This is a genomic window from Bacillus sp. NPDC077027, assembly GCF_050269555.1.
In the GTDB taxonomy this organism is placed as follows: Bacteria; Bacillota; Bacilli; order Bacillales; family Bacillaceae; genus Bacillus.
Genome location: NZ_JBNNIO010000001.1, coordinates 714,362 through 740,050, shown reverse-complemented (window position 1 = coordinate 740,050; position 25,689 = coordinate 714,362). Strand labels below are relative to the sequence as shown.

29 protein-coding genes and 1 riboswitch are annotated in these 25,689 nt (G+C 38.6%); of the genes, 2 read left to right on the top strand and 27 right to left on the bottom strand.

Translation table 11 applies throughout. From position 1 onward, the window contains the following. Positions 1–43: 43 nt before the first annotated feature. The 9 genes from hbs to ACQKEZ_RS04020 all read right to left on the bottom strand — a co-directional run bounded on the left by hbs (position 44) and on the right by ACQKEZ_RS04020 (position 7,815). Positions 44–322, bottom strand: a complete 279-nt coding sequence (gene hbs, locus ACQKEZ_RS04060) for a non-specific DNA-binding protein Hbs (RefSeq protein WP_003215863.1) — start codon at positions 320–322, stop codon at positions 44–46. A 374-nt stretch (positions 323–696) separates the two neighbouring features. Beyond that, entirely contained in the window at positions 697–2,175 is a 1,479-nt protein-coding gene (gene spoIVA, locus ACQKEZ_RS04055) for a stage IV sporulation protein A (protein WP_427299003.1), read from the bottom strand. Between the two features lie 222 nt (positions 2,176–2,397). Next, positions 2,398–3,120, bottom strand: coding sequence for a hypothetical protein (locus tag ACQKEZ_RS04050; protein ID WP_427299002.1), 723 nt, complete (start codon positions 3,118–3,120; stop codon positions 2,398–2,400). 18 nt (positions 3,121–3,138) lie between these two features. After that, positions 3,139–3,342, bottom strand: a complete 204-nt coding sequence (locus ACQKEZ_RS04045; RefSeq protein ID WP_427299001.1) for a DUF2768 domain-containing protein — start codon at positions 3,340–3,342, stop codon at positions 3,139–3,141. 266 nt (positions 3,343–3,608) lie between these two features. Continuing rightward, complete coding sequence (locus tag ACQKEZ_RS04040) at positions 3,609–4,646, bottom strand: NAD(P)H-dependent glycerol-3-phosphate dehydrogenase (RefSeq protein ID WP_427299000.1); 1,038 nt, start codon at positions 4,644–4,646, stop codon at positions 3,609–3,611. Positions 4,647–4,660: 14 nt separating this feature from the next. Further along, the gene (der, locus tag ACQKEZ_RS04035; protein WP_427298999.1) at positions 4,661–5,971 is read right to left on the bottom strand and encodes a ribosome biogenesis GTPase Der; all 1,311 of its coding nucleotides are present in this window, start codon (positions 5,969–5,971) and stop codon (positions 4,661–4,663) included. 165 nt (positions 5,972–6,136) lie between these two features. Continuing rightward, complete coding sequence (locus ACQKEZ_RS04030; protein WP_427298998.1) at positions 6,137–6,331, bottom strand: capping complex subunit for YIEGIA; 195 nt, start codon at positions 6,329–6,331, stop codon at positions 6,137–6,139. A gap of 6 nt (positions 6,332–6,337) precedes the next feature. Then, on the bottom strand, positions 6,338–7,222 hold the full coding sequence (locus tag ACQKEZ_RS04025; RefSeq protein ID WP_427298997.1) for a YIEGIA family protein: 885 nt from the start codon (positions 7,220–7,222) through the stop codon (positions 6,338–6,340). Further along, complete coding sequence (locus ACQKEZ_RS04020) at positions 7,219–7,815, bottom strand: YphA family membrane protein (RefSeq protein WP_427299327.1); 597 nt, start codon at positions 7,813–7,815, stop codon at positions 7,219–7,221. The genes ACQKEZ_RS04025 and ACQKEZ_RS04020 overlap by 4 nt, the downstream gene beginning before the upstream one ends. A gap of 129 nt (positions 7,816–7,944) precedes the next feature. Here ACQKEZ_RS04020 and ACQKEZ_RS04015 point away from each other — a divergent pair, with 129 nt between their 5' ends. After that, positions 7,945–8,076, top strand: a complete 132-nt coding sequence (locus tag ACQKEZ_RS04015) for a YpzI family protein (protein ID WP_427298996.1) — start codon at positions 7,945–7,947, stop codon at positions 8,074–8,076. A gap of 36 nt (positions 8,077–8,112) precedes the next feature. Here the strand turns inward: ACQKEZ_RS04015 and fni are convergent, their stop codons facing one another. The 17 genes from fni to ACQKEZ_RS03930 form a co-directional block, all read right to left on the bottom strand. Continuing rightward, positions 8,113–9,162 (bottom strand): type 2 isopentenyl-diphosphate Delta-isomerase, encoded by a 1,050-nt coding sequence (fni, locus tag ACQKEZ_RS04010; protein ID WP_427298995.1) that lies wholly within the window; start codon positions 9,160–9,162, stop codon positions 8,113–8,115. A gap of 13 nt (positions 9,163–9,175) precedes the next feature. Then, positions 9,176–10,327 carry a 30S ribosomal protein S1 gene (rpsA, locus tag ACQKEZ_RS04005; protein ID WP_427298994.1) on the bottom strand — a complete coding sequence of 384 codons (1,152 nt, stop codon included), beginning with the start codon at positions 10,325–10,327 and terminating at the stop codon, positions 9,176–9,178. A 224-nt stretch (positions 10,328–10,551) separates the two neighbouring features. Beyond that, positions 10,552–11,229, bottom strand: a complete 678-nt coding sequence (cmk, locus tag ACQKEZ_RS04000) for a (d)CMP kinase (RefSeq protein ID WP_427298993.1) — start codon at positions 11,227–11,229, stop codon at positions 10,552–10,554. A gap of 72 nt (positions 11,230–11,301) precedes the next feature. Then, on the bottom strand, positions 11,302–11,484 hold the full coding sequence (locus ACQKEZ_RS03995; RefSeq protein WP_427298992.1) for a DUF5359 family protein: 183 nt from the start codon (positions 11,482–11,484) through the stop codon (positions 11,302–11,304). Positions 11,485–11,547: 63 nt separating this feature from the next. Continuing rightward, positions 11,548–12,195 (bottom strand): flagellar brake protein, encoded by a 648-nt coding sequence (locus ACQKEZ_RS03990; protein ID WP_427298991.1) that lies wholly within the window; start codon positions 12,193–12,195, stop codon positions 11,548–11,550. A gap of 102 nt (positions 12,196–12,297) precedes the next feature. Continuing rightward, the gene (ypeB, locus tag ACQKEZ_RS03985) at positions 12,298–13,647 is read right to left on the bottom strand and encodes a germination protein YpeB (RefSeq protein ID WP_427298990.1); all 1,350 of its coding nucleotides are present in this window, start codon (positions 13,645–13,647) and stop codon (positions 12,298–12,300) included. Positions 13,648–13,663: 16 nt separating this feature from the next. Next, entirely contained in the window at positions 13,664–14,551 is an 888-nt protein-coding gene (gene sleB, locus ACQKEZ_RS03980; RefSeq protein ID WP_427298989.1) for a spore cortex-lytic enzyme, read from the bottom strand. 138 nt (positions 14,552–14,689) lie between these two features. Next, on the bottom strand, positions 14,690–15,346 hold the full coding sequence (gene prsW, locus ACQKEZ_RS03975; protein WP_427298988.1) for a glutamic-type intramembrane protease PrsW: 657 nt from the start codon (positions 15,344–15,346) through the stop codon (positions 14,690–14,692). A gap of 207 nt (positions 15,347–15,553) precedes the next feature. After that, the gene (locus tag ACQKEZ_RS03970) at positions 15,554–16,525 is read right to left on the bottom strand and encodes a YpdA family putative bacillithiol disulfide reductase (RefSeq protein ID WP_427298987.1); all 972 of its coding nucleotides are present in this window, start codon (positions 16,523–16,525) and stop codon (positions 15,554–15,556) included. A 133-nt stretch (positions 16,526–16,658) separates the two neighbouring features. Then, positions 16,659–17,933: a Glu/Leu/Phe/Val family dehydrogenase gene (locus ACQKEZ_RS03965; protein WP_427298986.1), complete on the bottom strand. Its 1,275-nt coding sequence runs from the start codon at positions 17,931–17,933 to the stop codon at positions 16,659–16,661. Positions 17,934–18,127: 194 nt separating this feature from the next. Further along, on the bottom strand, positions 18,128–18,706 hold the full coding sequence (locus tag ACQKEZ_RS03960; RefSeq protein WP_427298985.1) for a genetic competence negative regulator: 579 nt from the start codon (positions 18,704–18,706) through the stop codon (positions 18,128–18,130). Between the two features lie 167 nt (positions 18,707–18,873). Beyond that, positions 18,874–19,662, bottom strand: coding sequence for a metallophosphoesterase (locus ACQKEZ_RS03955; RefSeq protein WP_427298984.1), 789 nt, complete (start codon positions 19,660–19,662; stop codon positions 18,874–18,876). Between the two features lie 89 nt (positions 19,663–19,751). After that, positions 19,752–20,204 carry a YpbF family protein gene (locus ACQKEZ_RS03950; protein ID WP_427298983.1) on the bottom strand — a complete coding sequence of 151 codons (453 nt, stop codon included), beginning with the start codon at positions 20,202–20,204 and terminating at the stop codon, positions 19,752–19,754. Between the two features lie 64 nt (positions 20,205–20,268). Beyond that, the gene (locus tag ACQKEZ_RS03945) at positions 20,269–21,018 is read right to left on the bottom strand and encodes a LysM peptidoglycan-binding domain-containing protein (protein ID WP_427298982.1); all 750 of its coding nucleotides are present in this window, start codon (positions 21,016–21,018) and stop codon (positions 20,269–20,271) included. 1 nt (position 21,019) lies between these two features. Further along, on the bottom strand, positions 21,020–21,604 hold the full coding sequence (locus ACQKEZ_RS03940; RefSeq protein ID WP_427298981.1) for a CPBP family intramembrane glutamic endopeptidase: 585 nt from the start codon (positions 21,602–21,604) through the stop codon (positions 21,020–21,022). Continuing rightward, positions 21,601–23,112, bottom strand: a complete 1,512-nt coding sequence (locus ACQKEZ_RS03935; protein WP_427298980.1) for a RecQ family ATP-dependent DNA helicase — start codon at positions 23,110–23,112, stop codon at positions 21,601–21,603. The genes ACQKEZ_RS03940 and ACQKEZ_RS03935 overlap by 4 nt, the downstream gene beginning before the upstream one ends. After that, positions 23,105–24,157 (bottom strand): helix-turn-helix domain-containing protein, encoded by a 1,053-nt coding sequence (locus tag ACQKEZ_RS03930; RefSeq protein ID WP_427298979.1) that lies wholly within the window; start codon positions 24,155–24,157, stop codon positions 23,105–23,107. Before ACQKEZ_RS03930 ends, ACQKEZ_RS03935 begins: the two co-directional genes overlap by 8 nt. A gap of 266 nt (positions 24,158–24,423) precedes the next feature. On the opposite strand from ACQKEZ_RS03930, the gene ACQKEZ_RS03925 reads away from it, so the two are divergent. After that, positions 24,424–24,672, top strand: a complete 249-nt coding sequence (locus tag ACQKEZ_RS03925; RefSeq protein WP_427298978.1) for a ferredoxin — start codon at positions 24,424–24,426, stop codon at positions 24,670–24,672. 42 nt (positions 24,673–24,714) lie between these two features. Here the strand turns inward: ACQKEZ_RS03925 and ACQKEZ_RS03920 are convergent, their stop codons facing one another. After that, positions 24,715–25,293 (bottom strand): ECF transporter S component, encoded by a 579-nt coding sequence (locus ACQKEZ_RS03920; protein ID WP_427298977.1) that lies wholly within the window; start codon positions 25,291–25,293, stop codon positions 24,715–24,717. A gap of 151 nt (positions 25,294–25,444) precedes the next feature. Further along, positions 25,445–25,575: riboswitch (FMN riboswitch) on the bottom strand. Between the last annotated feature and the right edge of the window lie 114 nt (positions 25,576–25,689).

Below are 25,689 nucleotides of genomic sequence, written 5' to 3'. Positions count from 1 at the left end.
TGTATATGTATAACTCCTGCATGAGGATCATTACACATAACGATTATTTTCCTGCCACCGCGTCTTTAAGTGCTTTACCCGGTTTGAAAGCAGGTACTTTACTTGCAGGGATTTCGATCTCTGCACCTGTTTGTGGGTTACGTCCTTTACGAGCTGAGCGCTCACGTACTTCAAAGTTACCAAAACCAATTAGTTGGATTTTGTCACCATTTTTAAGTGCATCTAAAATTGTATCAAAAACAGAATCAACTGCTTTTGTAGCGTCTTTTTTAGATAGTTCGCTTGCTTCAGCAACCGCGTTAATAAGTTCTGTCTTATTCATGCCTTTCACCTCCTCCCAAAAGGAATCATTCAATAGTTTGTTATCATTACTTCACAATTCAACTTCTTTCTATACATTTCTTTGAAAAAAAGAGGAATAGAAAGCGTTATTCATGGTTTTTCATGCAGAAAATCACACGACGAAGGAATGTTTGTCCAACATAGTGAAGATTTTCTGTATGTAGATTAACACATATGAAATACCATATCAAGCATTTTAACGGGACGAAACCTTATTCGTCAAGGATTATAGCCACTTTTACGAACGGATATTCCTAATTTTAGATGAATATGACTAATCTTTATACAATTGGCTTTTTATAACTGATGCTGAAAACGCAAAAAAAGACCTCTTTATTACAGAGGTCTATCTTCTTACAGAATGATCGCAATTAAACCGCCAGATCCTTCATTTATGATTCTCTCAAGTGTTTCCTTCAACTTATATCTGGCATTCTCCGGCATGAGGGATAACTTTGCCTGTATCCCCTCTCTAACGAGTGAGCTAAGTGAACGTCCAAATATATCTGAGTTCCAAATAGAGAGTGGATCATCTTCAAAGTCTTGCATTAAATAACGGACAAGTTCTTCGCTCTGTTTCTCAGTACCAATTATCGGTGCGAATTCACTTTCAACATCCACTTTAATCATATGAATAGATGGCGCCACCGCTTTAAGCCTCACGCCAAATCTTGAGCCTTGGCGAATGATCTCTGGCTCATCTAAACTCATGTCAGACAGTGCTGGAGCTGCAATCCCATAACCTGTTTGTTTGACCATTTTTAATGCATCGGAGACTTGATCATATTCTGTCTTTGCATGAGCAAAATCCTGCATAAGCTCTAAGAGATGATCTTTTCCCCTAATTTCAACACCAACAACTTCTTTTAAAATATGGTCATAAAGGTCATCTGGCGCGTATAAATCAATTTCAGCAATCCCCTGACCCATTTCAATTCCTGCTAGACCTGCTCTTTCAATAAAATCAAATGCACTAAACTGACCAACAACCCGATCAACATCTCTTAGTCTTTTAATATCCTTGACTGTTTCTTTTACTGAATCCTGATAGCTTTCACGTAGCCAATGATCTTCCTTTAGCACCATCACCCAGCTAGGTAGGTTGACATTGACCTCAAGTACAGGAAATTCATAGAGTGCTTCTCTTAGAACACTAAGTACATCTTGTTCTCTCATGCTTTCGACACTCATTGCAAGAACAGGTATGTCATATTTTTGGCTGAGTTCCTGTCGAAGAGCCTCTGTTTCTGGATGGTATGGCCTTACCGAGTTAATGACCATGATAAATGGCTTACCGACTTCTTTCAGCTCATCAATCACTCGTTCTTCGGATTCGATATAGTCATACCTTGGTATTTCACCGATTGACCCGTCTGTTGTGATCACAACACCAATTGTCGAATGCTCTTGAATGACTTTGCGTGTACCTATTTCGGCTGCTTCATGGAATGGGATTGGTTCCTCATACCACGGTGTATTAATCATTCTCGGTCCATTTTCATCTTCATATCCTCTTGCACCAGGTACGGTATATCCTACACAATCAACAAGCCGAATGTTTACATCTAGTCCATCACTTACATGAATAGATGCAGCTTGATTTGGCACAAATTTGGGTTCTGTGGTCATAATGGTTTTACCAGCTGCGCTTTGCGGCAATTCATCTTGTGCTCTTGCACGATCTGCCTCATTATTGATATTCGGGAGCACCACAAGCTCCATAAACTTTTTAATAAACGTAGATTTCCCTGTACGAACAGCTCCAACGACTCCTAAATATATATCGCCTCCTGTTCGTTCAGCGATATCCTTGAAAATATCGACTTTTTCCAAGTGATCCCCTCCCGGACTTGCTATCCTCATTTTCAATTCATTACTCTATTCTTCTATTCTTCAATCAAACTGTGCTTGAAAGGTGTCAGGACACTATATGTGTATGACGTTGTCCTATTTGAATATGACACCTTTTTTGTTTTTGAGATTATTTTTAGCCATAAAAAAACCTTTCCCCTCATTTATATGCAAAGGAAAAAGGTTCATTCTTGTTTTATGATGTTATTTCTTCTTTTCTAAGAAAGTCGGTTCGCCCTTATCGTTCACTGTGTATTTGACTGAAAACGCAGGAACAAACGGTGTTTCCTTCCAAAAAAGATCTTGAATTTCTTCTCCAGCTTTTGGTTTATTCTTCACTTTTTGGAGAATACTCGTAAAGTCACTGCGATAGTCAACATAGATTTCACCATCTGATGAAATTAAAAGAGGGAGCGAATTCCCTGTCACAGGACTGATAACAGTTGCTGGTTCTTTTAAGCCTAGCTTTTTTTCATTGAATGTGTACAAGTCTTTTGCCACCACTTTACCATATGGCGGATATGTATGTTCATCTTGATATACTTTTAACCTTAGCCTCAGCTCACTAAGGGTTTGTGTCATTTTTACATCTATTAATTTGACAGTGGGCGTATCTTCTACATCAGTGAGGACATAAATGTATTCTCCTCCGCCCTCAAAAGATGTTGCCGGTACATCCTGTAGATACCTTGGAGACAATCGCTTAAAGTCGATGACATATTTTTGATAAATAGGTGTGTCTGCATCTTTTGTTTCAATCGGTAACAGGCCATTGGTTGCTTTTTGGAAGTCTTCAATGGCAGACTGGACACTTTGAAGTTGGTCACGATACGGGACACTGTTTTCAGTTTTACGATTTTCTGGATATAAGCAACCTGTCAATAAAGCGAGTATTAGAAGTGCCGCACTGATTTTTGCTTTTATCATCACATTCGTCCCTTTTCTTTATTCATTTACCGGCCCGCTAAATACAACTAAAAAAACAATGATGCCTGACACGAGCATGAAACCATAAGCAATGGTGGAAGCCGTTATTTTAAGAAACCGGTTTTTTAGTTTATATCTGCTCAAGTAAATGGCCACAACTGCTAAAAACATCAGACCCATTGAGCCAAGCGCAAACCACATTTTCATCAAAGCAAAACTCATACTGCTTGTCCTCCCTTAATAACGAACAAATTGTAAGCGTTTATATTTCATTCTAAACCAAAAATAAGTAAAATATCAATCATTTTTCCAATCGCTTGATGAAAACGACATAAAAAAACTGAAGCAAAGAGGGGGACTTCGCTTCAGTGATCGTTGACTATGTTTTTCCTCATTCTGTAGAGGCAAAGCTCTATTCAGACTTCAATACTAAGTTATGCAAGTCTTCCCCCTCTTGCATCCTCTACTTGCCTAGTTCAGCTTTTCGTTTATTTTGATTGGTTCTCAAACATGTTGACGAGGTCTTCCATCTCATGTGTTTTCACACGTGCCATTAATGATTCAACGGCATCGTCAACCTTCTTACCTTCAAAAAGGACTTGATATAAAGCTTCTGTAATCGGCATGCTGACTTGGTATTCCTTAGAAAGCTGATAGGCACCTTTTGTTGTACGAACACCTTCAACGACCATTCCCATTTTTTCAAGCACTTCTTCTAGCTTGTAGCCTTTACCAAGCAAGTTGCCACAGCGCCAGTTGCGGGAATGGACACTTGTACATGTAACGATCAGGTCACCAACACCTGTTAAACCAGCAAACGTAAGTGGATTGCCCCCCATTTTCGTTCCAAGGCGTGCAATCTCAGCAAGACCTCTCGTTATTAGTGCCGCCTTTGCATTGTCACCATAACCAAGTCCATCTGTAATCCCCGCCGCGAGTGCAATAATATTTTTTAGTGCTCCGCCAATTTCCACGCCAATGACATCTGGGTTTGTATACACACGGAAGTTATTGTTCATAAATAAATCTTGAACAAATTGAGCTGCTTCTATATTTTCAGAAGAAACTGTAACAGTTGTAGGGTGTCGAAGTCCCACTTCTTCGGCATGACTTGGTCCAGATAAAATAACGACTGCTTCTCTTAATGTGTCTGGTACTTCCTGTTCAATCATCTGAGAGATTCTAAGGAGCGTATCTGGTTCGATTCCTTTACTGACATGGACAAATGGAACCTTACCTGTTAGATGCTCATTGGCTTTCTTTAATACTTCTCGAATCGCTTTAGTTGGGACTGCAACAATAACTGCTTCAGTCTGCTCTAATGCCTCTTGGATGTTTGTTGTGGCTTTGATTGTCTCTGGAAGGCTTACATTAGGCAGATAATCAACATTTTCTTTTTTCTCATTGATTTGATCAATCAGCGCTTGTCTATGTCCCCATATATGCACATCATGATTATTATCAGCTAATACAAGAGCCAAAGCCGTTCCCCAGCTTCCCGCTCCAAGTACCGTAATCTTTTTCATTCTTTTCACCCTTTTTATTTTCTCGCTCTAGCAAATATTTTGATTGGAGTCCCTTCAAAACCAAATGCATCACGAATCCGGTTCTCAAGGAAACGTTCATAAGAAAAGTGCATGAGCTCTGGGTCATTCACAAACACGACAAATGTTGGCGGTTTGGTTGCAACCTGAGTGGCATAATAAATTTTAAGACGTTGGCCATTATGTGTTGGCGTTGGATTCATGGCAACAGCATCCATAATGACATCATTTAAAATATTCGTTTGGACACGCATCGCATGATTTTCACTTGCTGTAATGATTGAAGGCATCAGTGTATGAATTCTCTTTTTTGTCAGAGCTGACATGAAGAGAACTGGCGCATAGTCAAGGAATTGGAAGTGGTCACGAATCTTTTCTTCAAACTCTTTCATTGTTCGCTCGTCCTTCTCTACAGCGTCCCACTTGTTCACTACGATCACAACTGCTTTTCCTGCTTCATGGGCATAGCCCGCAATTCGTTTATCCTGTTCAATAATTCCTTCTTCTCCATCAAGGACAACCGCCACAACATCTGAACGGTCAATCGCTTTTAGTGCTCGAAGTACACTGTACTTTTCAGTTGTTTCATACACTTTTCCTTTTTTTCTCATACCTGCTGTATCTACAATGACAAAATCACGTTGATTATACGTTAACATCGTATCAACAGCATCTCTTGTTGTTCCAGCAATGTTGCTGACAATGACACGCTCTTCTCCAAGCATAGCATTCACAAGTGAAGACTTCCCTACATTCGGACGTCCAATCAGACAAAACTGAACGACCTCTTCATCATATTTCGTATCTGGCAAGTTTTTAAAGTGTTCTGCCACGGAATCTAACAGGTCACCCAAACCAAGTCCGTGTGTACCAGAAATCGGATATGGCTCCCCAAAACCTAGTGCATAAAAATCATACACATTCGTTCTCATTTCAGGGTTGTCCAATTTGTTCACTGCAAGAACAACTGGTTTTTTGGTCCGATATAAAATTTTTGCAACCTCTTCATCTGCAGATGTCACACCATCTCTTCCATTGACCATGAAAATAATGACATCTGCTTCATCCATTGCAATTTCAGCCTGATGGCGAATTTGTTCTAGAAATGGTTCATCTCCAATATCAATACCACCAGTATCTATTAAGTTAAAATCATAGTTTAGCCATTCAGCAGAACTGTAAATTCGATCTCGTGTAACACCAGGTGTGTCTTCAACGATCGAAATTCTTTCGCCTGCAATTCGATTAAAAATTGTAGACTTTCCAACGTTGGGCCTTCCAACAATGGCTACGACAGGTTTACCCATAGTACCCTTCCTTTCAATCCAGCCGCGATTCAATATGTTCAATTATCATCATGTTTCAACCGGGATTTTAAATTTTCATCAAGTTTGTTATGAAATAAACCCTTCAAACATGAAGGGTTCAACTTATATATTATATCAATTTTTAAACAGACCACAATGAATAACTTAAAAATGTTTCACAATCAAGTAAAGATCTTCTCCTATACCATGTGCTATACCGTCTAAAATCGCTTCTAAATTTTTTGCGTACATATCTAATTCTTCTTTGTTTTCACAGAAAAAAACAGCCGTCCCACCCATGACACGTTCTTTATTTGTCGTTGCGACAGCAAGAATAAATTGTTCAAGTGTATTCGCCATTTGGCTCTACCTCACTTTCTTTCGAACAAAATCTGTAGGCATTCTAATTGCATTTTCTAAAACCGGGACCTCCTCAAGCACTTTTATGGCTAAATCTTCACGATACCATTGAGGAAGAATAAACACACCTAGTGTACCTGTGTTTAAATCTCGCTTTGCTAATGGGCAAAGAGACGGCTCTCCTGAATCACGATAAACCCCGAGAACATTGGACAAGTCAAATAAAATTGCTTGTCTTTGTCCTAGATTCGCAATGGTTGTTGCGGCATTAAAATTTTTGGGTGTGAGAATAAAGCCCATTCCATGCTCTAAAATAAGTTTTTGTTTATCAGGCAATCCAATATTCATGATATAGATGTCATTTACAAACAAACCGGCACCATCAAATCGTAGTTCCCCTTTTTGAATATCAACGATGTCTTTCATCTGACTACCAGACATTAAAAATCTTGCCATCAAGAAACATATGATGCCAACGATCGTTCCAACAAGTAGTGAGAAAAAAATACATGCAGAGGTTGTGATTAGTGCCGTAAGAATAGCGATATAATTTCGGCTTTCGAATGCAATCGCAATGCCCTCGATGTATGTACTGCCTCTTGATACAAGTTCATAAGAATCCATTTGGGTTAATGTGTTCCTCTCCATATTGCGGACATCACGAAACTGTGTGGCAGCAAGTGTCAAAAAGGTAATGGCCGTAAACTCCTCTTGAATGAGTGCTGGCATAATGATGGCACCAAGCCCTGAAGCGATAAAACCAAGTGCAATATGAATGACTTGTCCATGTATATATGTGGGGTATTGTCGATAATCTGTTCTTAGCATATACAATCTCGCTGCCATACCAAAGATGACACCGATAATGACAGGAAAAGTGTAGTCGGTCACGATGATTTTACAGCCCCTTTCACAGGTTTTCTGGATGAGCGGTAGTTTTTTAAAAGCAGTTCAAGTTGGCTTACGCCTACTAGGAAGATGACTCCTTGCATAGCTTGCGCAAGCCATGGCATATCTCCAATTACGACAACACTTGTCAACATGTGAATCGAAAGAGCATAAAGCCCTTCACCAAGACACATTGCTAAAACAAACAAGGTTAGACGTGCTGTTAAGTTATATCCATATGCCATTGCCATAACCATTAATAATCCAAAAACAATCCATTCTGATTTGATTAGCGTAAACCAAATGGGGTCATATAATGCAAATATCATAAAAAAAGCATAGGCAAATACCATTGAAAATAATTGAAGCAATGTAATCAACGTATTTTTTTGTACCCTCTTTGCAAATGCAACACAGGCATATAAAAAAGTCAGAATAAAAGCACCATTCATTTCTAGCTGCATAATAGAAATGATGTGATGGCTGACAATGATATGGATGAACAAACACACAGCCAGTATCGTACGCAGCTGATTCTTTTCCATAATAAATGTGACAACGATCCAAATGAACCAGATTGACCAGTAGTAATACATTTCATCCACAGCCTTTTCACCTCTATTACATTATGGGAAAATCCCCAATTTTTAAACGTGTATACGCTTAAACAATTTCGTATGAAATGCGGTCGAATTTGAAACGATAAACAAAAGGAGGGATTTACTTTGGGTAAAGATAGGCAAGAGAAAAAATTAAAGGCATCCAGAAGAGTCGAGTCCGATCGTGACCAATCACTTCAGAACAAAGGAGCTACAACATTAGAAGGACCAGAAGCTGCAAGAAAAAGAAATCAATAAAAAAAGGCATGTAGCTCATACATGCCTTTTGAAGTGCTATCTTAAACTATAGTAGGATGTATCAATCCCTCGTTCTTTTAGCCAATGGCTCGTATCACCTGAGATCACGACTGCTGCTGAGTTGAGGTCATGGATCGTTCGAGCACCAACGACCGTCATGAGCATTCTTAAATCTTCTTGCAAGTCTATGATGTCTGCAACAAGCCCTTTTTCTCCTCGATCAACGAGTGACTTCAAGAAAAAACCTGCAAGTCCTGAAGCAGATGCCCCTAGCGCAATGGATTTAGCAACATCTAATGCACTTTGAATACCTCCTGAAGCAAGTATGGTTTTATCTTGAAACGCTGTATGAACTTCAGCAAGACTTGCTGCGGTTGAAATACCCCAATCATTAAAGAAACTTAATGCTTTTGTACGCCTGAGATTCTCAATTTTCGAGAAATTTGTCCCTCCGTATCCTCCAACATCAACTGCGGTTACACCAATATCGTAAAGTTTTTTGGCTGTGTCTTTACTCATGCCAAAGCCAACCTCTTTCACAGCAACTGGAACATGAAGCAACTCAGTGATCGTCGCTATCCGTTCAAGTGCACCACGAAAATCACGATCACCCTCTGGCATCACAATTTCCTGAATCACATTTAAATGGATTTGAAGGAGATCCGCTTGGAGCATTTCGACGGCTTCTTCAGCCTGTTTCACTGTCGCTTCACTACCTAAATTCGCAAACACCAAGCCATTCGGATTCTCCGTACGAACAATTTCATACGATTGTCTTTCTTTTTTGTCCTTTAATGCGGCCATTTGTGAACCGACTGCAATTGGAATGCCTGCTTCCTTCGCCGCCCTTGCTAATGAGCGATTAATGTCAAAGGTAGATGCACCACCGCCACCAGTCATTGCATTGATAAAAATTGGCGAACCGAGTTTCAGTCCGCCAATTGTGGTTGTTGTATCAATTTGTGAAGTGGCTATATCCGGTAGGCTGACGTGAACGAAGGAAACATCCTCAAAACCTGTTATCGCATGCTGGCCAGTAGACAAAGCATGCTCTATGTGTTGCCTCTTTCTTTCTGCTCGCGTCAACTTGATCACCAAATTATTTTAGTTTATTTAGCTTGTCGCCAATGAGATCACCAAGCTGGAATCCACTTGTGTTTTCTTCCTTCGCTTGATATTGACGATAGTTTTCTTCACTCTGTTTTTCAGGGTTTTCTTCTAAATCACGTATACTTAGTGAAATTCGCTCCTCTTCTTCATTTACATCAAGCACCTTTACTTTCACTGTTTGCCCTTCTTCAAGAACTTCATGTGGGGTTCCAATGTGCTTATGTGAAATTTGAGAAATGTGCACAAGTCCTTCTACAGCAGGTAGAATTTCAACAAATGCACCGAAGCTAACTAGACGTTGAACAGTCCCCTCTAGCACATCGCCTTGTTTTACCTTTTCACCGATTTGGCTCCAAGGTCCCGGCAATGTTTCTTTAATAGAGAGAGAAATGCGTTCATTGTCACGATCAACAGAAAGTATTTTCACTTTCACTTCCTGTCCTTCTTCAACAACATCAGACGGTTTTTCAACGTGTGCATGAGATAATTGAGAGATGTGGACTAATCCATCAATGCCACCGATGTCTACGAATGCACCGAAATCAGTCAGACGCTGTACTTTTCCGTCAATGACACTTCCTATTTCAAGCTTTTGTAAGAAATCTTGTTTTTGATCTAATTGCTCTTGCTCAACCACTGCACGATGCGAAAGAATCACACGATTTTTTTCACGGTCAAGTTCTACAACAACTAGTGTCAAAGTCTTGCCTTTATAGTCTGTAAAATCTTCAACGTAGTGTGCTTCTACAAGTGATGCTGGAATAAATCCACGCACACCAATATCTACCACTAGACCGCCTTTTACAACGTCTTTTACTTCAGCTTCAAACACTTCTTTTGTTTCAAACTTCTTTTCTAGGTCTTCCCAAGCGCGGTCTGCATCAACAGCACGTTTCGATAAAATCAAAGCATCGTCTTCTACCTTTGTCACTTTAAGCTCTAGCTCGTCGCCATCTTTTACGACATCTGATGCCTTTTCAACATGAAGACTTGATAATTCACTGATTGGGATGATTCCAGGTTGTTTTACGTTGATGATATCTACATTTACATGCTTGTCCTCAACTTTAGAAACAATCCCTTTCACTACATCCCCAACCTCTGGTACCTGAACATCAATTTGATTCATTTCCTCTGTCATTTCGATAACCTCCTTGGTCCAAACCTACACAGCTTAGTTAAAACGGCATAGCGAATATATGTCTTAAGCATGATGATTGCCTGCCGAATATGTATTATAGAAACATTCAAATCAATATAATTGCTTGAATGATCAATAAAAAAAGTGATTAGTATAAACTTCTAATAAAAGACCATGTTTGTCAAGTGATAAAGCTCTGTCTTGAAGAAATTTTCTAAAATTTCTTACTTTTTTTCTACATCATTTGCTGCATCTAAAATTTTTCCTGCTACCTCTTGAATAGACAGTGAAGTTGTATCTATTTCAAGCGCATCTTCTGCCTTTTTCAAAGGCGACACCTCACGTTCAGAGTCGAGTTTGTCGCGTCTAGCAATTTCTTCGATCAGCTGATCATAGTTTGCGTCAAAGCCTTTTTTCTTATTTTCTTCAAAGCGACGTTTTGCACGTTCTTCAACAGATGCAAGCAAAAAGATTTTCACCTCAGCATCAGGAAGAACATGTGTACCAATATCTCGACCATCCATGACCACACCGCCACGTTTTCCAAGTTCTTGTTGTCTGCGAACCAATTCTTCACGGACCGCTTTATGCTTGGCGACAACAGATACTTGATTACTGATACGATCTGTTCTGATCTCTTCTGTCACATCGTTCTGGTTGACATGAACTTTTTGCCCATCTTTTGACGAAACAAGATCAATGGTCGTACTTTTTAGAAGAGCGGCAAGTGCACGTTCATCTTCTAAATCAATGCCATGTTCAAGCGCTTCGTGAGTAATCGCTCGATACATTGCTCCTGTATCAATATAAATGTATGATTTTTTAGCAGCGACAATTTTTGCCACAGTGCTTTTTCCTGCTGCTGCAGGACCATCAATTGCAATAGATAATTTCTTTGTCATAATACCTCTCCTTGATAGTATCTCCCTCCTGAATTGTAACATGAACACTCGCAAAGCGGGGGATTTTTTGTATCATTCCTTCTGCTTAAAAGTCTCAATCCACTCCTCGATTGTTATTTTATTTACGCCCTCATATTGCACCACTTTGGATAAAAAAAGCTCTCCATTTGTGAGATGAAGCACCATTTGAACAACAATCAGCAAAACAAGTTGTAACATGACAACCTTTAACATCCATCGTTCTAAAGTTTTCATTGAAAAAAGCCTCCAAGCTAGATCTGATACCTCTAGTATGGAAGCTTCTTACATTGTTTATTCTTATGCTCTTTTTGCGCGTGTTAACAACTGTTGCTGAATACAATATTTCATAATATGCTGCTGTAATTCACTTGTAATTTCTGTAAATTCCAACATCGCTTTTACCTTTTTTGATGCTTCATCTTGATAGACTCTATTGATTTCTGCAACCGCTTTAATCATAACAGGCTCTTTTAAAGGTAGCACAAAGTCAACCTGTATGTCTCCTTCTTCTTTTAAGGAGACACCATCTGGAAAAACAATGGCAATACCACCTGCACTCATGTTCACTGTAAATGTTTCAAAGGTTGTCCCATCTTTTGATGTAATTTTTACTCGGACCATCGTATCCACTCTTAAGTATTCGCGTCGTTGCAAACGTATCATGTCTTCATTTGGTGGGAGTGATATGACGATCATAGGGATTTCCGCTTTCTTTTTTCCAACAACTTCGCTTTTAAATTTGTATGGAATTTGGTTTTCATCAAAAAAGAATACTGTGATTTCAGTCTTTTGATTTAAATAAATGGTTCTTCCTGTTTCTTTATCTGCTGGATAATTAATGAAAATATCATCGTTATTTTTTTCCAAAACTTTCGATTTCACTGTTTTTGTTTCTTTGTTCTCATTTACATATTCAATTGTAATCGAATTCCCAATTTGTAACATTCCCTATCACTCTTTTCTTTACAAAATCTTTATCCTCTCCTATATTAAACCATGTATAAACCAAAAGGAAAAGACTCATTAGCCTTTTCCTTGTTTTAATTTCTATAGGTCTTTGTATATAGGTTCTACATTTTTTAGTTTATCTATTCTTTCTTCTTTTCCAGTATCTGCATTAATGAACATTCGGTATGTGTCTTTTTTTATCGTTCCTAAAAACTCATAACAAAGAACTTCTTCTGACATGTCATTATTGATAATCGCTACATGCGTATCTTGAATCTGCACATTTTTATTTAACGTTTTCTCTGCTTCTTTTTTTGAGATTTTTGGTGCTTTGATTTCCCGGACTTTATGATTAGCTAAATAATCTTTTGCCGAAAAACCAATGACTTCTCCATCATCTAGTGCAATCTTCATCCGAATACTATCCGGATAAAGAAGAACATTTTTTTGAGTCGGTACAAAGGTGAATACGCCAATGTTGTCATATTGGGCACTTTCATCTAAATGAAAGGACTCTGTTTCGTATCCATGCTTTTTCAAAAATGCCAAAGCTTTTTTAGAAGCATCGTTTAAGCTGATTTTTTGTTTTTTGACATCTCTATTTTGAATGAGATATACCGGATAACCACCCTTTTCAGTCACATCAATATAGAAATTCGCATGACTGTCCGAATCTTTCATTGATACGCTATAAACATCACGGTTTGTTTTACTACCGCTCTTTCTGACCTTGAATTGTTTATTATGATCTGGTGCAAATTCTTGGGCGATTTTGATGGCATCTTGTTTTGTGATTTTTTTCCCTTTTAAATGACTGTACCCCTGAGCCTCTTTTTCTGTACTAACAGAAGTTGGACCTAAATCTACATCAGAGAAAGCATTTGCATTTTTTTCAACAGTTTTTAAGCCATCAATGATCGTATTGTCACTTTTATGATCGCCGTCTGCGAGCGCCATTTCGACGTCCATCCATTTCAAATTCTTATTTAGAACCAAATGTTGAACCTGCCTCAGCTCATTTTGAACATCTGCTGCTTGTTCATATAAAGTGGAAATGGTTCGATGTGTATCCTTGTTCAATGGCTCATCAGAAAGGGTCTTAACAGAAGACTTGTAACTAAAGTCACCGACACTTGCTAGAAACTCCTCTGTTTTGTTAAACGGCATTAAGGTAAGTGGTAGCTGACTTACATTATTATGAGCCTCTGATGACATTCTCCATACATCTGCTAAGGCTGGTGAGATGGATGACTGACTGTTCATCGCAAGGGTTGCGCCAAGCTTATCATGCAGTTGATCAATCTGATAAGTTAAATCATGAAAGGCACGCTGATAGTTATTCTCTGCGTGGAGCAGTACAGCATCTTTCTCTTGATGTTCTTTGTAGCCCCAGTAGCCTGTTGATATGACAGCAATTCCTAAAATAGCAATCAATATTCCTCTGATCATTTATATACACCTCTTTTTATTCACAGAAAATATGTTTTCCGATTCGTTTAATTTGTGGTCTTCCCCAAATCCATGGACTAGTTGCTGTATCTGGGTTAAAGTAATAAACTGCATTTTCAGAAGGATCCCAGCCATTGATGGCATCAAAAACTGCTTTTTTCGCTGTTTCATTCGGTGTCATATAAAACTGTCCATCGGCTACAGCTGTAAATGCTAGCGGTTCAAAAATGACCCCAGCTATTGTATTCGGGAAAGTCGGACTGTTTAATCGGTTTAAAATAACAGCAGCTATCGCCACCTGTCCTTCATATGGTTCTCCTCTCGCTTCGCTGTGTACAGCCTGAGAGAGTAGCTGGATATCATTGCTTGAAAAGCCTGCTGCCTTATTTGTTGCTGTTTGTTTTGGGGTATTATTTTGATTATTTCCAGTCTGTGCAGATGAATTGTTCCCTTTGCTACTTTGACTTTGCTTTGTCGTTTTTTTCGCACTTGTTTGTCTACTCGGTTTTATTTGTTGGTCAAGGGGTTTTCCGCCATAATGCGTAAATTGATTTCCTTTGCGGAGCTGTTCCTGAACATACTCTTTATAGTATTTTGTTTTTTGAACCAATAGGTTTTTTGTTTTTGCACCTACAAGCCCATCAATCGGTTTCATACCAAACTGATTCTGGAAATTCCGAACAGCCCAGTACGTTCCCCAGCCATAAACGCCATCAATCTTCCCGTTATAAAAGCTATTGTATTGAAGCCTTGCCTGAAGCTCGACAACATCTTCTCCTGTTGCTCCTCTTTGAATGATTTGATTTGTAAAAGCTTCAGTCCTTTCTGTCGTCACAACAGATGAACTAAGAAGGATAATCGAGAAGAGAAGGACTACTTGTTTCATAAAACGCACTTTGCACATGTTTGATCCTCCTGTACTTTTGATGTTTGAATATATATTTCTTCCGATCATTATTTTTATACATGATTCCAAGTTGGGAATTGGATGAAAAAGGACAAAAAAACGCTCCCTCATGAAAGGAGCGTTTTAAAGAAAAAATTAAATTTGAATCATTTTAACAGCACGGGCTTTTTTTGCTTTACGTAAGCCAAACCACCATAAAAATAACATAAACGGAAGCATAATAACTCCCCAATTTTTAATACCCATGAGAATATAATCATAGAGACCATGAAAAAGTGCTGGCAGCAATAATGATAACAATAGCCATTTTCGTTTCTGCTTTTGATCTGAAAATTTCGCTTTTCCTATATAAAAACCCATGACCACCCCAAATAGGGCATGGCTCGAAACTGGAAGAAGCGCTCTTGTAAAAGCATACTCTACGCCATGTCCAACAAGATAGAGAATATTTTCAAGTGTCGCAAAACCAAGTGATACACTTGTCCCATACACAATACCATCATAATGCTCATCGAATTGAACATGTGCGTACACACTAACCATTAAAATAAACCATTTGAGCGACTCTTCTAAAAACCCAGATGTGACAAATGAAACAACGATCGGGTTTGTTGCAATATTTTCCTCTTGAAGAACATACTGTATAAACATGGTTGGAAAAACAAGAATGACACCTAGCATAAAAGATCTGATGACCATATGAACCGGCTCGTTGTCGTATTGATCTTTTAAATAAAAATAACATAATAGTGCGATGCCGGGAGCTAAACCTGCTGAGATGATTGTGATCATAATCAGACCTCTTTCCCTACATTATCCTCATTTATCGTACCATGATTCACTTTTTTTTTATATGACTCTAGCCCATTTTTTCTAAATAAAAGAAAGAATGACATTTGGTTCTACGTAAATAGTATGAGAGTGATCCTCAAAAAAAAGACCGAACATATCTCTTATAAAGAGAATCTGTCCAGTCTTCAAACGAGTACCATGAAATCTTTAGTCATTTACACGTTTTTTTATCTCTTCCACAATAAGGCCGCCATGAAACCTACCATTTTCTATAAAGATTTCATTTGCGTTATTCCCAGCTGCAATCACACCTGCAATAAAGATGCCTTCCACATTTGTCTCCATTGTGTCCTCATTAAATGTTGGTCTGCCGGTTTCAGCATCCATCTGAACGCCCATTTTTTCTAGAAAAGAATGATCCGGATGATAGCCTGTCATAGCAAATACAAAATCACTTTTGATCGTTACATCTTGACCATCTTTATCGATAAAAATGACGTCTTGTTTCGTGATTTCTTTGACCTGTGCTTCAAATTCCATCCGAATGGTTCCATTTCGTACGAGCGCCTCAAACTCTGGCAAAATCCAAGGTTTAATGCTACTTGAATAGTCAGATCCTCTATATAAAACCGTCACCCTGCTTCCTGACTTAACGAGCTCAAGAGCAGCATCGACACTTGAATTTTTTCCACCTATGACTGTGACATCCTTATCGAAGTATGGATGGCCTTCTTTAAAGTAGTGAAAAACATGTGGCAAGTCTTCACCCGGTATGTTCATCAAGTTGGGATGGTCGTAGTATCCTGTCGCAATCACCACATATGAACAAATATATTCACCCTTCGATGTGCTGACTGTAAATCGTCCATTTGATTTCGAAACAGATTGTACCTTCTCAAATGCATGAATACGCAGGTGTTTTCTTTTCACTACTTCACGGTAATAAGAGAGAGCCTGAATACGGAATGGCTTTCGATTTTCAGTAATAAAAGCGACATCTCCGATTTCAAGCTTTTCACTTGAGCTGAAAAAAGTTTGGTGTGTCGGATAATGATAAATGCTATTGACTACATTTCCTTTTTCAATCACAAGCGCATCAATTCCGATCTGCTTGAATGCGATGGCAGCTGACAATCCACAAGGGCCGCCTCCAATAATAATCGCTTTTTCTTCTTTCATTTCGTTCCACTCCTGTCATTTCACCACAATACCAAACGTTGCAAATTCCATGTGTTTGTTAGATGATTCATTTCAAAGAAAAAATCTCCTATTTAAGAATAGGAGATTTTTCAGCATGATGCAAATGAATCGCTTAAATCCAACCTCTGAATCTTGAGGCTTCAGCCATTTTTCGTACGCCTACCATGTATGCAGCAAGACGCATATCAATACGGCGATTTTGCGCCATTTCATAAATATTATTAAATGATTTCACCATCATATCTTCCAATCGTTTCTCGACTTCTTCTTCTGTCCAATAAAACCCTTGGTTATTTTGAACCCATTCAAAGTAAGAAACTGTTACGCCACCTGCACTAGCAAGTACGTCTGGTACAAGCAATACGCCTCGATCTGAAAGAATTTTCGTTCCTTCAAGTGTTGTCGGGCCATTTGCTGCTTCTACAACAATTTTGGCTTTTATGTTTGCAGCATTCTCTTCAGTAATTTGATTTTCGATTGCTGCGGGTACTAATATATCACAGTCTAATTCAAGAAGTTCTTGGTTAGTAATAGTGTCGTTGAACAATTTTGTGACGGTTCCAAAGCTGTCCCGTCTATCAAGCAGGTAATCAATATCAAGACCATCTTCATCATATAAACCGCCATACGCATCAGAGATGCCTACAATTTTTGCACCGGCATCATACATGAATTTAGCCAAGTAACTTCCTGCGTTTCCAAAGCCTTGAACGACAACACGAGCCCCTTTGATGTCAATTCCTTTTTTCTTCGCGGCTTCTTTAATACAGATCGTGACACCCTTTGCTGTTGCGGTGTCTCGTCCATGTGATCCACCAAGTACAATTGGTTTTCCTGTAATAAATCCTGGTGAATTAAACTCATCAATTCTAGAGTATTCATCCATCATCCAAGCCATAATCTGAGAGTTTGTAAACACATCAGGTGCTGGAACGTCTTTTGTCGGTCCAACAATTTGACTAATTGCGCGGACATAGCCACGGCTTAGCTTTTCAAGCTCTCTAAAAGACATTTCTCTTGGATCACAGATAATACCGCCTTTTCCTCCGCCATAAGGAAGATCCACAATGCCACATTTTAAACTCATCCAAATTGAAAGCGCTTTTACTTCTTTTTCAGTTACATCAGGATGGAACCTGATTCCACCTTTTGTTGGACCAACAGCATCGTTATGCTGGGCACGATATCCAGTGAAAATTTTTACAGACCCATCATCCATACGTACTGGGATTTTAACTGTTAAAAGACGAATCGGTTCCTTTAGCAGTTCATACACTTCTTGCGGATATCCTAATTTGTCAAGCGCCTTATGTATGACTGTTTGAGTTGATTTTAGAACATCTAGCTTATCTTCTGCGTTATGAGCGGCGTTTTGATCGGCTGCCATTAAAATAAACCCCCTAGAAATCTTTCATGATCTACTGCTCCCTTTCAAGCATTAGTATACACCTTCATACTGGTAAAGCAAAGGTAAAAAGCGGTTTTTATCAAAATTAAATATCGGTTTTTATAAATATAAAAAATACATAAAAAAATACTGTTGTTTAGTTCAACAGTATTAAATATTATAGAAATAATTGTTTAAAAATACATTTGAATCGTTTTCACGGCATCGTCTTTCATAATCACTTTTCCATATTCCTGTAAACGATGAATCGTTAACGTCGTTGGTGAACCGAACTCAGCCAAAATGGAAATGACCGTATCAGATGATAGCTCTTCAAAATCATCTAAGCTCAAGAAATATTGGTCCGCATAATGGTATACTGTGCCGCCCAAAAGCCCAATTCGGCACAAACTGCTAGATAGCTGAATTAAATCTTCAAACGATGCAAATTGGTATAGCACATGATTGCTCTCGTCGAGCTTGACTTGCATTTCAATGTAATCTTCATCAAAATCATCTTCAGTATCTTCCTGCTGATTTTTGGTGACAATGACTACCATCCCTTGCGCCTGAAGAGAATATACTTCAACAGCAATCGGTCCATTTGCTTCAAAACCGAGCTCCTGATTTGCTTCGTTCATCATATCTTTAAATAGCTGATGAACTTTGAACGAATCTTTCCAAAGGTCATCTTTCGTAAGACCTCGGTCTGTCAGGTCATCTAGTGTGAGAAAAATTTTTATCTTATTATAATTCAGACGCTCAAGTCGCATAGCGTTCCCTCCTGCCTCTTCTAACACACATCATAATACTGTAGTATATGAGATGATGAGTCATAGGTTCTTAATTTTGTATTCAGTTTACACTGTGTCAAAGCTTAAAACAAGCATGAAGCAACCTTCTCAATCACTTTTATGGAAAATATTGAGTCTTGGTCAAATTAAAAGGTTTGACCTGGCATTAAATAAATGAAATGCGTTTCTGGCTCTGCACCGAGACGCATTGGAATCTTTGTGGTTCCGTAGCCATTACTGATCAGAAAAAACGCCCCTTTGACTTGTCCTGCTCTCCCCTTTTCATACGGGCCAAATTTCCCAATTCGAATTTGTCCTCCATGTGTGTGACCGCTCAGTACAAGGTCAATCCCTTCTGCCTCACTCATTAGTTGATGTACATCGGGGTTATGTGATAATAAAATATTGACATCCTCTTTCGAAAAGTCAGAACGAATAGCATCATAATCGGCTTTTTCCAAACGAATATCGTCAATTCCCCCAATTTTAATCGGCTGTCCTTCAAAATTCCAAATACATGACTCATTTTGAAGTGTGGTCACATCATAAAAGTGTAAAATATCCTTCAATTTTTGCTGGTTCAACTCATGATCATTGTTTCCCCACACAAAATAGACGGGTGCAATTGCCGCCAGGCGTTTTATATTTTCTTCTATTCGTGCATATGGTACACCTTTTTCCGCCAAGTCCCCACCAATCATAATCACGTCAGGCTTTTCACTTTTTACTTCATCTATTATTAAATCGCTAATCAGACGGCGATGAGTATCGGAAATGAAAAAAATGACAGCAGGTTTGTCGGTTTTTAATGCTTCAATCGTAAAGTAATGTCTTTTAATATGATTTTCTTTTGCGGTTTTTATCATTTTAGCCGTCACACACACTCCGGTTGTGACAGCGGCGATTGCTGCAGTCAATCCAATTGCATATTTCATTTTTAACGGCTCCTCACAAGTTTTCATTCATTAATAGGACGGTGAAATAAAAAAGACGTTTCATCTGATAAACGTCTTTTTATTTCTCATTATTTACTTTCGAAATAAAGATTAATATCATAATTCGTTTGCATAAAACGAAACACAGCTTCACGGTCTTTCCATGTATCAGATTGTGGCCATAAATCCGTGCTTTTTTGTATAATCTCACATCTGAGCTTATGATATTCATCTTCTGCCTTTTCTTCTTTTTTCTTATAAAAATAAGATGCATAAAACGCAAAAACTTCTGCCATAATCCAAAACAGAAACAGTTCATTGCCAAGAAGTGTTGCGATCATCCCTTCTGGCTGAAGCTGTCCATGCACATTTGCTGAGATGACTAAATAAAAAATTAGGATGGCAAGTGAAAGTAAGGCGGTCCATTGCCACCTTTTACACTGCCTGGCGAAAGCTTCATACTTTCTCTTTCGTTTAATGAGTGTCTCGATCATCTTTTTTGTAGGCTGATCCATGTATTGACTAATCCCCGTTAACGTCATCACATACACCCTGTCCCTTTTTAGTACATATGTATGTGTTTTCAGCACCATTCATGTCTATGAATTAGTTCTCTAATGGGATGTTTAGCACTTGACCACTGTAAACACTATTGTCTCGAAGGTTATTATACGCTCTGATTTTTTCTTCACCAGAACGATTTTGATAATATTTCATTGAAATACGGTAGAGTGTTTCTTTCGGACCAACTGTGTGTTTGACAACTCTCGTATATTTCTTCTCTTCTTCTTTTTTCTTTTCTGCTTGTTTTTGTTCTTCTTCTCTTTTTTTCAATGCAGCTAGACGGACTTCTTCTTGTTTTTTCTCAGCAGCTGCTTTTTCTCGTTGTTGTTTTTCTTTATCGGCTTTTTTTTGTTCAGCCTTTTCCTTTGCTCGCTTTTTTTCTTTCGCCTTTTCTTCAGCAGCCTGCTTTTTCTCGGCTTTTGCAATCTTCTTCTCAGAGACGGCCTCATTTTTCGTTTCAGCAAGTGCTGATTTCACTGGATCTGTATCAGCACTTGTTGAATGATCAATATACACACCTTGATTATTGTTATTGATCTCTTCGGTCGTATAATAAATCAAAATAAAGAAAACTCCGATGACGATAATAGGAAAAATAATAGCTAACGTAGTAAATAATGGATTTCGCACTTTTTTTGTTCGTTGTTTTTTATAATCGTGAAAATCTTCTCTTGACGGAAAGGTGGAGTCATCTGAAGTTTCCACTTCTTGTTCACGACGATTATCCTCAATATCATCATGGAGTTTTGTCAACTGTTGTTTTTTTCTCTTAATTCTCGACATTTCTTCCATGTTAATCCCTCCCCCTATATTTAAATCGAATTTGACAAGCAAAGACAAAGTCGATGATAAAATGCGTCATGACTGGAACTAATAAATTCCCTGTCCACTCATACAAAAGCCCTAAAAATATACTAATCGACACAACCAGTGTAAACAATAGAATTTTTGATAAATAGCGAAAGTGTAGTAATGCAAAGACAATACTAGCGATCTCAAGACCAAATTGCTGCTGGACTATACCTCGAAATAACATTTCTTCAGAGAATGCAATGAGGAGTGTTAGCCAAAGAATATGTGGCACACTTCGCTTTTTAAAAATTTTATCATTTAATCCTCCATCATCATACATATGAGGAGGAAACCACTTCATGACGGCTATATCGGTAATTATCACAATCATCGCCGCTCCGATGCCATATGTCAATATACGCACATCATGAAATTGCCACAATGCGATAAAATCTGCAAATTGATCAAACATGAAAAAACCAAGTATGGCAGAGATGATGAGCATCATGATTTGTGTAAAGTAGAGCTGTTCAAGTGCTTGCCGATCAGTCAGCTTTTGAATGATATCTCGATGTTTATCAATCAATGATGCTGCGCCTCATTTTTATAACAGAAAACGCTACCGAGCATCGTTCTCCAATGCTTCATTTCATTCATCTCTCTTTGCTCTCCTTTTTTTTCATAATACGAAAGCTCAAGTCCGCAGGTCGAGCAGCAGTTTTTGAATGTATCCATTTGATCTAGCCCACTTTGTTCATGAAAATATGATAGCAAAGAATCCCTAAAGCAGCCATTATCAGTCATTCGCTTTCTAAACTCCCAAATTTTCTTTAGCTTTTCTTGCTGTCTATCGAGCAATTTTTCTGACAAGTTTTGTTTGAGTTGCTTCGCTTCTTCATGCTGGTGCTGTAAATAAAAATGAATCAGCATTCGCGCTCGTGTTTCTGTTAGACCCACTTCTATTAACTGATCTCGTAGTTTCCGTTCATCCTGCAAAGTTTCGTTTCTTAGTTTATTTAGGAAAAAGTCAATTTCCGCATGATCAAAACCCTCTGCCTGGATGAGGTGACTTTGGATGTCAGCATCTTCTTCTGTATATAAAAGGATGCCAACGCTCTCTTTACCGTCACGTCCAGCTCTGCCGATTTCCTGCATAAACGCTTCAATTGATTGTGGAGGACTCATATGAATCACATAGCGAATATTTGATTTATCAATGCCCATTCCAAAAGCACTTGTGCAGCAGATCAAATCGAGTTGTCCGCTAATAAATTGCTGTTGTATCAGCATTCTATCGCCAGGCTCCATTCCCCCGTGATAAAATTCAACCCTCTGGTTTGTTTGCTGTTTTAAACGATGAGATAACTCCTCGGTCATTTGTCTTGTTGGACAATAAATAAGACCAGGACCTTGAAGAGTATGAACAAGACGGCTCGCTCTTTCTTCCTTTTCCTCTTTTGTCTCATGCATCTCTTTGACAAGCGCTATATTAGGTCTGTTCACAGAATAAATATGGAGCTCAGGATCAGTTAACCGTAAAATTTGTGCAGTATCTGACAACGTATGGTCTGTCGCTGTTGCTGTTAAAGCTAATACTGGTGGTGATCCGAGCGCTTGTTTCCACTCCCCAAGCTTAGAATATTCTGGGCGGAAATCATGCCCCCATTCTGAAATACAATGGGCTTCGTCAACAACGAAAAGTGAGATGTGAATCGACTTTAACTGATCAAAAAAGGTACCTGACATTAACGCTTCAGGCGCCACAAACAAAAATTTGAGCGCAGACAAGTTCCGAATAATATGTTGTTTTTCTTGAAAGGACAACGTACTATTTATTGCTGCTACTCGCTTCTCACCGCGCATTTTCATCCGCTCTACCTGATCTTCCATCAATGATAAGAGTGGCGATATAATGAGCACAGTCCCCTCTCGCATATAGCCAGGAATTTGATAACAAAGCGATTTTCCGCCGCCTGTTGGGAGCATAGCAATTGTGTCTTTTCTATTTAACACACTTTTAATAATATCCGCCTGTCCGATTTTAAATGAGCGGTGTCCGAAGTACTGATACAATGTCTGATGAAGCTTATCCATTCGCTTTCACCATCCTTGTAAGTGCTAGTCGTATTTGAAAATAACTATATTGATGATTGAGTCCTTCTTTTATTCGTTTCATTTTATTTGTACCAAGCTTTTTCGCAACATGAATAATTGCCTTTTGTTCATCTTCTCCAATATACGGTTCTATTGAAAAGCTTGGCTCCTGAATGGAGAGCTCAACAATATGATCTTCAATGGTAGCCTGTTTTAAAGAACGTATGGTAGCAATTTGATCAATGGTGGCACCCTTTTGTACAAGTTCAAGTGTTCTTCTTGTTGATACTGTTAACACCTGTTTGTTGGCAAAGTCTCCAATCAGACCACGAATGATAGGCGTCTCACCTTTTTGAGAGTACTGAATAAAATAATGGATGACATCCCAAAAAAGTGTATACACGTACCACCCATCTTCATTTATCCATTCAGCTAACTGATGATACGTTTGTCCGATTCGCTCATGTGAGGTTAAAGAGTACACAAAAATGAGCGCTTGTTTGTCATTTAGCCGCATGAGGAGTGTTTCTAGCTCTTGATGCAGCTCATGTGTCAGCTGAAACCTATTTGGATGATGCCTTAAATAATTTTTTACCCATAGTTGAACTGCATAATCTCTTTGTATCGGGACATATTGATGACAGTTGGCGGTATCATTTGACAATACTTGCACAAGTAAAGAAAGACGCATCCAAAGTATTTTCGCGATGTCTTGGTAGTGTGCACCATGATAATAGTTAGGCCACGGCTTTTCATTCAATTTACGCTCAAGCGTCGCCGCACCTTGCTCTGTTATTCGGTATGTATCTTCCACTGCATGAACAATACCGCTTTTTTCAAGCTTACGTATCGAGGCATTAAGCTGCTCACGGGTGAAGCGTGGATAAAAGCCAAAATATGCAGTTAAATTGAATAAGCTAGCATCCTGTATGGTTTGTGAAGATTTTTTCCCTCTAAATAAATGGTAAACCGCACTTATGGATCGCTCACCGTTTATCTTTTTCACACTGTCCATCATCATGACATCCAGAAAATGAACCGTCATCAATAAAGCACCTGTCTTCCTGACAAATTTCGAAGATTTTCTCTCTTTATTTTAACAGATTTCAAAGAAGAAAGAATGTTTAAAGTCAATTTATGAGGGAAAGTTATGAACAAACCCTTGTGTGATAAGTATTCTCAATTACTTTACAGTTGAAATGTGAAATTAAAATCATTACAATAAGGTTTGAGGAATTGGTTTTTATCGGTGAAAGTTCATAAAGTTAAACCATTTGTTCCATCGAACAATCTGGGAGGTATTTTTTTAACATGGCAAAATACACAATTGTAGACAAAGACACATGTATTGCTTGCGGCGCTTGCGGTGCAGCTGCTCCAGACATTTATGATTATGATGACGAAGGCATTGCATATGTCACACTTGATGACAACCAGGGTACAGTAGAAGTCCCTGAGGTGCTTGAAGAGGATATGCTCGATGCATTTGAAGGCTGTCCTACTGACTCAATTAAAGTTGCGGACGAAACCTTTGATGGTGACCCGCTTAAGCACGAATAGTATGAAAGCCCCTAAATAAATATTAGGGGCTTTTTTATATGATTAATTTTGTAGACTTCGTTTATTTTCAAACCAAGGACGCATTTTGACAAAAATCAAACTAAACACAATGGTAATCAAGATTCCTTTAATAAAGTTAAATGGTAAGATACCAGCAGTAATGGTTGCTTTCAGTGCACTATCTGATAGTTCAGGCGCATTTAGGAACCATGTATATGCAGGTAGGAATAGGAAGTAATTTAAAATGCTCATCATCACTGTCATCAGTAGCGTGCCTGTCACCATTGACCAAGCCATGCCTTTAGCCGATTTGATCTTTTTGAACATGAAGGCAACTGGAAGAATGAACAATGTTCCCGCAATAAAGTTTGCAACCTGCCCTACCGGAACCCCTGACATACTGCCTTGAATGATATAGTGGAGGACATTTTTTAATGCCTCAACTGCAATGCCTGCTCCTGGTCCATAAATCAGTATGGCAATTATCGCCGGAATATCACTAAAGTCAATTTTTAAATATGCTGGGAGTCCAGGAAATGGGAAATCCAATAAAATCAGTACAAATGAAATACTACTTAACATACTTGTTACCACTAACCGCTTTACTCTACTTTGATTCAATGCTGCTCTCTCCTTTTCGATCAGATCTTTCGAAAAGAGGATTGTTCACTTTTTAGCCACAAAAAAACCGCTCATGTAACATATACACGGAGCGGGAATTAAGGCTAGTCAAATAAACGTGTAAACATCAATGTTTTAAACGTTTATGAACCTCCATCTTCTCCCATCCAGACTATACTGTCGGCTTCGGAATCACACCGAATCCTGCCATAAAGGCTCGCGGGCTTAGAGCTTATGCTCATCACCGCCGGTAGGGAATCTCACCCTGCCCCGAAGATTGATCATTATTCAATTCGACATCATTATATATGATATATGAGCAAATGTACAGATAAAAATCCTGAGCAATTTAATCAGCTTTAAAAAGAAGCAAAAACAAAAAAATTATGGTGACAA